This is a genomic window from Streptomyces murinus (assembly GCF_002154555.1).
Taxonomy (GTDB): domain Bacteria; phylum Actinomycetota; class Actinomycetes; order Streptomycetales; family Streptomycetaceae; genus Streptomyces; species Streptomyces murinus.
This window is the reverse complement of record NZ_MUNF01000213.1, coordinates 1-11,427: the sequence shown is the minus strand read 5'-3', so window position 1 is coordinate 11,427 and position 11,427 is coordinate 1. Positions and strand designations below refer to the sequence as shown.

General features: G+C 73.3%; 9 protein-coding genes. 8 read left to right on the top strand and 1 reads right to left on the bottom strand.

What is annotated here, in order from left to right; translation table 11 throughout:
- A partial coding sequence (locus CCN72_RS14950) for an ABC transporter ATP-binding protein (RefSeq protein ID WP_244174231.1) occupies window positions 1–1,491 on the bottom strand: 1,491 nt, incomplete at its 3' end.
- Between the two features lie 234 nt (window positions 1,492–1,725).
- Between CCN72_RS14950 and CCN72_RS14945 the strand changes: the two genes are divergently transcribed.
- The 8 genes from CCN72_RS14945 to CCN72_RS14910 form a co-directional block, all read left to right on the top strand.
- Window positions 1,726–2,634: an ABC transporter ATP-binding protein gene (locus tag CCN72_RS14945; protein ID WP_161217081.1), complete on the top strand. Its 909-nt coding sequence runs from the start codon at window positions 1,726–1,728 to the stop codon at window positions 2,632–2,634.
- Entirely contained in the window at window positions 2,631–3,365 is a 735-nt protein-coding gene (locus tag CCN72_RS14940) for an ABC transporter permease (protein ID WP_086807947.1), read from the top strand. The genes CCN72_RS14945 and CCN72_RS14940 overlap by 4 nt, the downstream gene beginning before the upstream one ends.
- A 57-nt stretch (window positions 3,366–3,422) precedes the next feature.
- A complete protein-coding gene (locus tag CCN72_RS14935; RefSeq protein WP_086807946.1) occupies window positions 3,423–4,673 on the top strand; it encodes a sensor histidine kinase in 1,251 nt (416 codons plus the stop codon).
- Window positions 4,663–5,304 carry a response regulator gene (locus CCN72_RS14930; RefSeq protein ID WP_086807945.1) on the top strand — a complete coding sequence of 214 codons (642 nt, stop codon included), beginning with the start codon at window positions 4,663–4,665 and terminating at the stop codon, window positions 5,302–5,304. Before CCN72_RS14935 ends, CCN72_RS14930 begins: the two co-directional genes overlap by 11 nt.
- A gap of 154 nt (window positions 5,305–5,458) precedes the next feature.
- Complete coding sequence (locus CCN72_RS14925; protein ID WP_086807944.1) at window positions 5,459–7,195, top strand: ABC transporter ATP-binding protein; 1,737 nt, start codon at window positions 5,459–5,461, stop codon at window positions 7,193–7,195.
- Window positions 7,192–8,970, top strand: coding sequence for an ABC transporter ATP-binding protein (locus CCN72_RS14920; RefSeq protein ID WP_086807943.1), 1,779 nt, complete (start codon window positions 7,192–7,194; stop codon window positions 8,968–8,970). The genes CCN72_RS14925 and CCN72_RS14920 overlap by 4 nt, the downstream gene beginning before the upstream one ends.
- A 306-nt stretch (window positions 8,971–9,276) precedes the next feature.
- Complete coding sequence (locus tag CCN72_RS14915) at window positions 9,277–10,932, top strand: M4 family metallopeptidase (protein WP_086807942.1); 1,656 nt, start codon at window positions 9,277–9,279, stop codon at window positions 10,930–10,932.
- Between the two features lie 89 nt (window positions 10,933–11,021).
- Window positions 11,022–11,427, top strand: a 406-nt coding sequence (locus CCN72_RS14910) for a DUF1990 domain-containing protein (protein ID WP_107430104.1), incomplete at its 3' end; no start/stop codon positions are given.

Here is an 11,427-nt window from a genome sequence, read left to right as displayed (position 1 = left end):
GTGCAGGTCGATGTGCTGGAGGAGGGGCGGGGAGTCGGGGGCGGCGTCGGGGTAGCGGAACCGCACGTTCTCGAAGCGGAGTCCGGTGTCCTGGAACACGGCGTCCTGGAGCACGGCCGACTCGGGCGCCGGGGTCGGCCCGGACGCCGGAACCGGAGCGGGCACCGGAGCGGACGCCAGGGTCGGCCCGGACGCCGGGACCGGAGCGGGCACCGGGGCCGGCGAAGGCACCGGAGCTGGCGCCGGAGCGGAAGTGGACGCCGGAGCCGGAGTGGACGCCGGCTCTCGTAGCCCGTTCCCAGTCGGCTCGGGCGCCGCGAGCCCGGACGCCGCGGGTTCGGGCGCCGGGTCGCGCGGCCGGATCCCGGCGGGTTCGAGCGGCCGTTTCCCGACAGGCTCAGACGCGGCGGGCCCGGACGCCGGGTCGCGTGGCCCGTCCCTGGTCGGCTCGGGCGTCGAAGCGCGTGGGCCGACCACCGGCTCCCCCGCCGGTTCCCCCTCCGGTGCCTCGTCCATCGCCTCGAAGTACCGCTCCGTGGCCGTGGCCGCCTCCTGGCTCATCGCCAGCAGGAACCCGATGGACTCCACGGGCCAGCGCAGCGCCAGCGCCGTACTGAGGAACGCCACCAGCGTGCCCGCCGAGAGGTCCCCGTCGGCGACCTGGATCACGCCCAGCACCAGCGCCGCCCCGATCGCCAGCTCCGGCAGGGTGACGATGACGCCCCAGATCGTCGCCAGCAGCCGCGCCTTGTGCAGCTCGGTGCCGCGCAGGTCGGCACAGAGCGCGTCGAAGGCCCGCGCCTGGCTGCGGTGGCGGCCGAAGCCCTTGACGACGCGGATGCCGAGCACACTCTCCTCGACCAGGGTGGTCAGGTCCCCCACCTGGTCCTGGGCCCGCCGCGCCACCCGCGCGTACCGCCCCTCGAAGACCACGCACGTCCACAGCACCGGCACCGCGGGCACCAGCACGACCAGCCCGAGCAGCCAGTCCTGGGCCAGCATGATGGCCACGCCGACCAGGATCGTGACGCCGTTGACCAGCAGGAAGGTCAGCGGGAAGGCGAGGAACATGCGCAGCAGCATCAGATCGGTGGTGCCCCGCGACAGCAGCTGACCGGATGCCCACCGGTCGTGGAAGGCGACGGGCAGCCGCTGGAGATGCCGGTACAGATCGGCCCGCATCCCCGCCTCGACGCGCGACAGCGGCCGGGCCACCAGCCATCGCCGGATGCCGAACAGCACGGCCTCGGCGATCCCGAGCAGCAGCAGGTACAGCGCGCCGAGCCAGACGCCCGCCGGGTCCCGGCCGGCCACCGGGCCGTCCACCATCCACTTCAGGACGAGCGGGATCACCAGGCCCGTGCAGGAGGCGACGATCGCGACGAGGGCCGCGGTGAGCAGCCGGGCGCGCACCGGCCGCACATAGGGCCACAGCCGCAGCAGGCTGCGGACGGCGGATCTGTCCTGGGTGGTTGCACGTGTCGTGGGCATCACAGGCGAGCGTACGGACCGGCACCGGCGCCGCCCACCGAGTTTTGGCCGGACCCCGCTCCGCCGCTGGTCCTACGCCTCCCGGTCCCGCGCCGGGTCGCCCCCCCCGGCCCCGGCCACGGCCATGGCCCCGGCCACGCGTCGGGTCGTACCCCCGCATCAACCGATCGGCTGATGCACCTTCGAGCGGGCCGGCCGATGTGCCGGACCCCGCCCGAACGGGATTCTCGACGCATGCCATCCGTCATCGAAGTCACCGATCTGCGCAAGTCGTACGGCGGCCGGCCCGTCGTGGACGGCGTCTCCTTCGCCGTCGAGGAGGGCGAGATCTTCGGGATCCTCGGCCCGAACGGCGCCGGCAAGACCACCACCGTCGAGTGTGTGGAGGGCCTGCGGGTCCCCGACGGCGGCCGGATCCGGGTCGCCGGGCTCGATCCGGTCGCCGACCACGCGAAGGTCGCCCAGACCCTCGGCGCCCAGCTGCAACAGAGCGAGATCCAGGCCAAGTTGACCGTACGGGAGGCGCTGGAGCTGTACGCCGCGTTCTATCCGCGGCCCGCCGACTGGCGGCCGCTGGCCGAACGGCTCGGCCTCACCGACAAGCTCGGCACCCGGTTCGGGAAGCTGTCCGGCGGCCAGCAGCAGCGGCTGTTCATCGCGCTGGCGCTGATCGGCGGCCCCCGGATCGTGGTCCTGGACGAGCTGACCACCGGGCTGGACCCGCGGGCCCGCCGGGACACCTGGCAGCTGATCGAGGACGTCCGCGCGAGCGGGGTCACCGTGCTGCTCGTCACCCACTTCATGGAGGAGGCGCAGCGGCTGTGCGACCGGATCGCGGTGATCGACAAGGGCCGGGTGGCCGCCCTGGACACCCCGGCCGGGCTGATCCACCGCTCGGCGGGCGCGACCGTCATCAGCTTCACCCCGTCGGCGCCGCTGGACGGGCGTGAGCTGGCCGCGCTCCCCGCGCTCGCCTCGGTCGAGCACCAGAACGGCCGGCTCACCCTGTCCGGCACCGACGAGACCGTCGACGCGGTCCTCACCCTGCTCGCCCGGCACCGCGTCACCGCCCATCAGCTCCGTGTCGTGGACGCCACCCTGGACGACGCGTTCCTCGATCTGACCAAGGAGGCCACGGCATGAACACCGCCGTCCTGCGTACCGAGTTCCGGCTGTTCCGGCGCGAACCGGCCGCCGTGTTCTGGATGTTCCTGTTCCCGACGCTGCTGCTGGGGATCCTCGGCTCGATCCCCGCGTTCCGGCAGGCCGACCGGTCGATGGGCGGGCTGCGGCCCATCGACGCCTATGTGCCGGTGGCCGTGCTGATCGCGCTGCTGATGTGCGGGGCGCAGTCGCTGCCGCAGGTGCTCACCGGTTACCGGGAGCGGGGCATCCTGCGCCGGATGTCGGCCACCCCGGTGCGGCCGGTCGCGCTGCTGAGCGCGCAGATGACGGTGCAGGGCGGGGTGGCGCTGGCCTCGGCGCTGCTCGCGCTGCTGGTCGGCCGGGTGGCGTTCGACGTACGACTGCCGGAGCAGCCGGGCGGCTATCTGCTGGCGCTGCTGCTCGCGGCGGCGGCCTCGCTCGCCCTCGGCTCCGTCCTGTCGGCGCTGTCGCGGACCACGAAGATCGCGGGGGCGATCGGATCGGCGGTGTTCTTCCCGATGATGTTCTGCGCGGGGGTGTGGCTGCCGGTGCAGAACATGCCGCACACGCTGGCCCGGGTGGTGGGCTTCACCCCCTTCGGGGCGGCGGCCGAGGCCCTGAACCAGGCGGCCGCGGGCGACTGGCCCGGCTGGGAGCACCTGGGGGTGCTGGCGCTGTGGGCGGTGCTGCTCACGGCGGGTGCGGCCCGCTGGTTCCGCTGGGAGTGAGTACGGCCGTGCCGGACACCGATAGGAGTGAGTACGGCCGTGCCGGACACTGAGTGCATGACGCACCCGACCGGACCGCAGCGCAGGGCCACCTTCGACCGCTGGGGGCCCTACGCGCTGCTCGCCGTGGGCCTGGTGACGGCGGGTGCCTCGGCCCATGCGATCGGGATGTCGCGGGGCGAGACGCAGGCGGCCGGCGCGCTGGTGGCCGCCGCCCTGCTGCTCCAGCTGTCGTGGGGGCGGGTGACGTCGGACACACCGGGGCCGAACCGGGTCACCGCGGTCCTCTACTTCGTGCGCTGGGCGATGGCGTTCGCGCTGACCTGGCTGAACCCGTTCTTCGGGATCTACGCGGCTGTCGGCTACTACAGCTCCAGCCTGCATCTGGCGCGGCGGCTGATGCCGCTCGGGCTGCTCATGACCGCGGTGACCATGGCGGGCAGCGAGATCGGCGGGATGCCGCCGCACGGGCCGCTGATGTGGGTGATCTTCGCGGCGGTCTTCTGCACCAACGTCGGCCTGGTCGGTCTGTTCTTCCGGTTCGCCGATCAGGAGCAGCGGCGCATCGAGGACCAGGCGGACACCATCGACGAACTGGAGCGCACCAACGCGGCGTTGCAGCAGGCGCTGGACGAGAACGCGGCCCTGCACGCGCAGTTGCTGGTGCAGGCGCGGGAGGCGGGCGTCGCCGACGAGCGGCGCAGGCTCGCCGCGGAGATCCACGACACGATCGCGCAGGGCCTGACCGGCATCATCGCCCAGCTCCAGGTGGTGTCCAACGCGCCGGACCTGGCCACCGCGCACACCCATCTGGAGCGCGCCTCCTCGCTCGCCCGGCACAGCCTCGGCGAGGCCCGCCGCTCCGTGCACAACCTCGCCCCCGTCGAACTGGCCGCCGCCGGACTGCCGGAGGCGCTGAAGAAGCTGGTCGCCGACTGGGGCGAACGCACCGGCGCGCGGGCCGAGTTCACCGTCACCGGAACCGCCGAGTCGCTGCACGAGGAGGTCTCGGCGACGCTGCTGCGGACCGCCCAGGAGGCGCTGTCCAACGCGGCCCGGCATGCCCGCGCGAGGCGGCTCGGGGTCACGCTGACCTATCTGGGCGACGAGGTGATCCTGGACATCCGCGACGACGGCACCGGCTTCGACCCGGCCGCCGTCCCCGCCCGCAGCCACGCGGGGGGCTTCGGTCTGGCGGGGATGCGGGCGCGCGCCGAACGGATCGCGGGCAGCTTCACCGTCGAGTCGGAACCGGGGCACGGCACCGCGGTGTCGGCTCGCGTACCGTTGGTGCGCGATGACCACTGAACCCCTCATCACGCTGCTGATCGTCGACGACCACCCGGTCGTCCGGGACGGTCTGCGCGGCATGTTCGAGTCCGCGCCCGGCTTCCGGGTGCTCGGCGAGGCCGCGAGCGGTCCCGAGGCGGTCACGCGGACGGCCGAGCTGGACCCCGATGTGGTCCTGATGGACCTGCGCATGCCGGGCGGCTCCGGGGTCGCCGCCATCCGCGAGCTGACCCGCCGCGCCGCCCGCGCCAAGGTCCTGGTCCTCACCACGTACGACACGGACTCCGACACCCTGCCCGCGATCGAGGCGGGCGCCACCGGCTACCTCCTCAAGGACGCCCCGCGCGACGAGCTGTGCACCGCCGTCCGCGCTGCCGCCGAGGGCCGTACCGTCCTCTCCCCCGCCGTCGCCTCCCGCCTCGTCCAGGCTGTGCGCACCCCTGCTCCCGGCAACGAGCCGCTCTCCGCCCGCGAGCGCGAGGTCCTCACCCTGGTCGCCAGGGGCACCTCCAACCGGGAGATCGCCCGCGAGCTGTTCATCAGCGAGGCCACGGTCAAGACCCATCTCACCCACCTGTACACCAAGCTGGGCGCCAAGGACCGCGCGGCCGCGGTGGCGGCGGCGTACGACCGGGGGATCCTGGGCTGAGCCCACGCCCCGCCCACGCTCCGGCCCGCAACCGCGCCGTCACCCTCACCGTCGCCCACGCCCACGCCCGCCCGGCCGTTAATGGATGGATCCGCGCCGCGGGGTGTCGATAGCGTCGGAGGTTTCCGGTGGCGGCACGGTGGGTGGGGGCTCGATGGTCGACGCGTACGAGGATCCGGGGACACCGCAGACGCGTGGCGGCTGGTGGTACCTGTGGTGGGCGGTGGCCCGGCAGGGGGCACGGCCGTGGGCGGCGGGCGGCCTCGGGACGGTGTGGATGGTGCTGCTGGCGGTGCAGCCGTACATGATGCAGCGGGCCGTGGACGAGGGGCTGCTGCCGGGACGGACCGGGGTGCTGGCCGCGTGGACCGCGGCGATGTTCCTGGTGGGGGCGGTGACCGCCTGGCTGAGCATTCTGCGGCACCGGACGATGACCCGGCTGCGCATGGACGCGAGTTTCCGGACCAGCAAGCTGGTCGTGGAGCACGCGGTGCGGCTCGGGGCCGCCCTGCCGCGGCGGGTCGGGGCCGGCGAGGTGGTGACGGTCGGGGTCGGCGATGTGAGCGCCATCTCGGACTCGCTCTCCATGGTCGGTCCTGGCGTCGCCTCGATCGTGCTGTACGGGGTGGTCGCCGGGCTGCTCGTCACCGTCTCCGCGCCGCTCGCCCTGGTCGTGCTGCTCGGCCTGCCCGCCCTCGCCGTGGTCACCGGGCCCCTCAGCCGGCGGCTCCAGGGCGTGGAGAGCGAGTACCGGGAGCGGCAGAGCGTGCTCACCGCCCGTATCGGCGATCTCGCGGGCGGACTGCGGGTGCTGGGCGGTCTCGGCGGGAAGGCCCTGATCGCGGACGCGTTCCGCGCGGACTCGCGGCGGCTGCGCGAACAGGGGTACCGGGTGGCCTCGGTGGCCAGCTGGGTGCAGGCGCTCGCCGTGGGCCTGCCCACCCTGTTCCTCGCCGTCGTCACCTGGATCGCGGCCCGCATGGCCGCCCAAGGGAGCCTGAGCATCGGCCAGTTGGTCGCCGTGTACGGGTATGTCGCGGTCCTGGTCGGCCCCGTCGCCTTCTTCGTGGAGATGGTCTACGACCTCAACCGGGGCGTCGTCGCCGCGCGTCGGGTCGTACGGCTGCTCCGTCTGGAACCGGAGCCGGACGAGGGCACCCTGCCCGCGCCCGAGGGGCCCGCCGAGCTGTGCGACCCCGTCTCCGGGACCCGGGTGGCGCCGGGCCTGCTGACCGCGCTGGCCGCCGCCCGGCCCGCCGACGCCACCGCCGTGATCGACCGCCTCGGCCGGTACGGACCCACCGACGCCATCTGGGGGGACGTGCGCGTGGACGCCGTACCGCTCGCGGACGTACGGCGGCGGATCCTCGTCGCGGACAACGAGGCCGATCTGTTCGCCGGGCCGCTGCGGGAGGCCGTGGCCGCGGGGCGGCCCGCCGGTGCGGACGCCGTACGGCGGGCGGTGCACGCGGCCGCCGCCGAGGATGTCGTCGACGGGCTGCCGGAGGGCCTGGACACGGCGGTCTCCGGGCAGGGCCGCAGCCTGTCCGGCGGCCAGCGGCAGCGGCTGCGGCTGGTGCGCGCCCTGCTGGCCGACCCCGAGGTGCTGCTCGCCGTCGAGCCGACCTCCGCGCTGGACGCGCACACCGAGGCGACGGTGGCCCGGCGGCTGCGGGCGGCCCGGGAGGGCCGTACGACGCTCGTGGCCAGCACCTCCCCGCTCGTCCTCGACCACGCGGACACCGTGGTGTTCCTGGCCGAGGGCAAGGTCGCCGCGACCGGGCCGCACCACCGGCTGCTGGCCGAACAGCCCGCCTACCGGGCGCTGGTGGCCCGGGACGCGGAGGGCATCGACGCGGAGGACATCCGCACGGAAGGGGCCGCTTCATGAGCGCCGCCGAAACGCTGCTGCCCGTCGCGGACCGCGCGGGCGTACGCCGGGCCGTGCTGCGTCTGGTGCGGGCCGACCGGCGGGGGTTCGCCGGCACCCTGCTGCTGAACGTGCTCGCCGCGGCGGCCGGGCTCACCGGGCCCTGGCTGGTCGGCCGGATCGTCGACGAGGTGCGGGCCGGCCGCGGAACCGGCCCGGTGGACCGGCTGGCCCTGTGGATCCTGGTGTGCTCGCTGGCCCAGCTGCTGCTGGCCCGCTGGGCGCGCCGGGCGGGCAACCGGTTCGGCGAACGGACCCTCGCCCGGGTGCGCGAGGAGTACGTGGACCGCGTGCTCGCGCTGCCCTCCTCGGTGGTGGAGCGGGCCGGGACCGGCGATCTGACCGCGCGCGGCACCGCGGACGTGGCGACGGTGGGCTCGACTCTGCGGGACGCCGGTCCGGAACTGCTCATCAGCGGGGTGCAGGCCCTGTTCGTGCTGGGCGCGGTGTTCACGCTCGATCCGCTGCTCGGCGGGATCGCGCTGCTTACGCTGACCCCGATCTGGCTGGCGCTGCGCTGGTATCTGCGGCGCGCCCGGGACGCCTATCTCGCCCAGGGCGCGGCGGGCTCCGCCGTCGCGGAGATCGTCGCGGCGACGGCCGAGGGCGCCCGCACCGTCGAGGCGTTCGGGCTCGCCGAGCGGCGGATCGCCGCGAGCCGGGACAGCCTGGAGCTCTCCCGCCGTACCCGCTTCCGCACCCTGTTCCTGCGCTCGGTGTTCTTCCCGGTCATCGAGACGACGTACGCCGTCCCGGCGGCCGCCGCGCTGCTGCTCGGCGGCTGGCTGCACGCGCGCGGCGAGGTCGGGGTGGGCGCGGTGGTGGCGGCGGCGCTGTATCTGCGGCAGTTCGTGGATCCGCTGGACCAGATCCTGATGCGGGTGGAGCAACTCCAGAGCAGCGGCGCCTCGTTCGCCCGGGTGGAGGGGCTGGCCCGGGCGCAGGACACCGGCCCTGCGGACGGTCGTACGGCCACCGGTGTCACCCCCGCTCCCGACGCCCGGATCGAAGTCCGCGCTCTGCACTACGCCTACGAGCACGGCGCCGAGGTCCTGCACGGCGTCGACCTCGCCGTCCGCCCCGGTGAACGCCTCGCCCTGGTGGGGCCGTCCGGTGCCGGCAAGACCACCCTGAGCAGGCTCCTCGCGGGCATCGACCGGCCCGGCACCGGCTCGGTGACCGTCGGCGGGGTGCCCGTCGCGGAGCTGGCGCCCGAGGTGCTGCGCCGCCAGGTCGTCCTGGTCACCCAGGAGCACCACGTCTTCCTCGGCACCCTGCGCGACAACCTGCGCATCGCCGAACCGGCCGCCACCGACGCCGAGTTGTGGGCCGCGCTCGCCGCCGTCGGCGCCGATGTCTGGGTGCGTGAGCTGCCCGACGGCCTCGGCACCCGGCTGGGCGCCGGCGGCCACCCGACCGACGGCTCCCGGGCCCAGCAACTCGCCCTGGCCCGGGTCGTGCTGGCCGATCCGCACACCCTGATCCTGGACGAGGCGACCGCCCTCCTCGACCCGACGACCGCCCGCCACACCGAACGCGCCCTCGCCGCCGTCCTGCGCGGGCGCACCGTCATCGCCGTGGCGCACCGGCTGCACACCGCCCATGACGCGGACCGCGTGGCGGTGATGGAACACGGCCGGCTGACCGAACTGGGCACCCACGACGAGCTGGTGGCGGCCGGCGGCACCTACGCGGCGCTGTGGCGGACCTGGCACGGGGACGCCGTACAACCGTGACCGATATCAAGCCACGCACGGCACACCCTCCAGGGGCGAACGGAATATGGCGTTCCTGTGAATCGCTTCCCAAACCCCATGAAACTCAAGGCAGTTGAGGGACACAGCCCACTCAGCCGCCACTTGTTCACACCACTGCAACATTTCCCCGGCTGTCGCTTTCCAGCCAACATCACTTCAGGGTCATGACATGTACGCGCCCCGGGTGTCACTCTCTCTCCACGCCGCAAGCAGCACAGCAGCTTCACAGCGAACTACCCGGTCAGTAACCCCACGCTGGCCGGCCTCCCCCACGAAGGAGCTTGCGTGAGCCCCCTCTACGCGCGTCACCAGCGCACCACCCTGGCCATCGCCACCGCCGTCGCCGCCGGAGCGCTCATCTCCGCCGGTCTGGCCACCAGCGCCTCGGCAGCCCAGACCCCGGCCGCCGCCAAGCCGCTGGCCGCGGCGCCGCTCTCGCTCTCCGCCGCCGCCCACACCTCGCTGGTCAAGCAGGCGCAGGCGGACGCGCCGGAGACCGCGCAGCAGATAGGCCTCGGCGCCAAGGAGAAGCTGGTCGTCAAGGACGTCGTCAAGGACGTCGACGGCACGGTCCACACCCGCTACGAGCGTACCTACGCGGGCCTGCCGGTCCTCGGTGGCGACCTGGTCGTGCACACCGCGAAGTCCGGCAGGACCGAGGGCGTCACCAAGGCGAACAAGGCCACCATCAAGGTCGCCTCGCTCACGCCGAAGCTCACCCCGGCCAAGGCCGAGAAGCAGGCCGTGTCCGCCGCCAAGACCCTCGGCTCCGCCAAGTCCACCGCGGACGGCGCCCGCAAGGTGATCTGGGCCGGCTCCGGCACCCCCGTCCTCGCCTACGAGACGGTCGTCGGCGGCCTCCAGGACGACGGCACCCCGAACCAGCTGCACGTCATCACCGACGCGGCCACCGGCAAGAAGCTCTTCGAGTACCAGGGCATCGAGAACGCGACCGGTACCGGCAAGACCCTGTACTCGGGCTCGGTCAGCCTGACCACCACCCAGTCGGGTTCGACGTACCAGCTCACCGACGCGAGCCGCGGTGGCCACAGCACCTACAACCTGGCGCACAAGACGTCGGGCAAGGGCACGCTGTTCACCGACGCGGACAACGTGTGGGGCACCGGCGCGGCCTCCAGTTCCACCACGGACCAGACGGCCGCCGCGGACGCCGCCTACGGCGCCCAGGAGACCTGGGACTTCTACAAGAGCACGTTCGGGCGCAGCGGCATCAAGAACAACGGTGTCGGCGCGTACTCCCGCGTGCACTACGGCAGCCAGTACGTGAACGCGTTCTGGGACGACAGCTGCTTCTGCATGACGTACGGCGACGGCGAGGGCAACAACCACCCGCTCACCGCGCTGGACGTGGCCGGCCACGAGATGAGCCACGGTGTCACCTCCAACACCGCGGGCCTCAACTACAGCGGCGAGTCCGGCGGTCTGAACGAGGCCACCTCGGACATCTTCGGCACCGGTGTGGAGTTCTTCGCGAACAACGCGTCCGACAAGGGCGACTACCTCATCGGCGAGAAGATCGACATCAACGGCGACGGCACCCCGCTGCGCTACATGGACAAGCCCAGCAAGGACGGCGGCTCCGCCGACTACTGGTCCTCCTCCGTCGGCAACAAGGACGTGCACTACTCGTCCGGTGTCGCCAACCACTTCTTCTACCTGCTGGCCGAGGGCAGCGGCGCGAAGACGATCAACGGGGTGTCGTACAACTCCCCGACGTCCAACGGCTCCACGGTCACCGGCATCGGCCGGGACAAGGCGCTCCAGATCTGGTACAAGGCGCTGACGACGTACTTCACGTCGACCACCAACTACAAGTCGGCGCGTACGGGCACGCTGTCCGCGGCGTCCGCCCTGTACGGCTCCTCCAGCACCGAGTACAAGGCGGTGGCGGCGGCCTGGTCGGCGGTCAACGTCAGCTGACCCCCCTGCGGCGGTGACGAGGGCGGGGTTGTGAAGAGGGCGGCACCCGGAGCGGATCTCCTCCGGGTGCCGCCCTACCCTTGTGCCCCATGTCCTCGGCACCCTTCACGTACGAACCGGTCGGAGCGACCCGCGACGACCTGACCTTCTGCCCGCCCGGGTTCCGCCCGATGCTGGTGCGCACCCGTCTCGGCGAGGGCCACAAGGTCTTCAGCCGGGCCGCCGAGGCGGTCCTCACCTGGGAGATGCACCGCGCGCTCGGCGTGGGCATAGAGGCCACCGCCGACCGCGCCGCCCCCGGTGTGGACGTCACGGTCACGCTGGCCGGCGTGGTCAAGGCGCCCTGCCGGATCATCTGGACCGCCGAGGAGCCCCGCCGCGCGGGCTGGGCCTACGGCACCCTGGAGAGCCACCCCGAATGCGGCGAGGAGGTCTTCCTCATAGACCGCACCGGCGACGGCACGGTCTGGCTCACCGTCGCCGGTGCGGTCTATG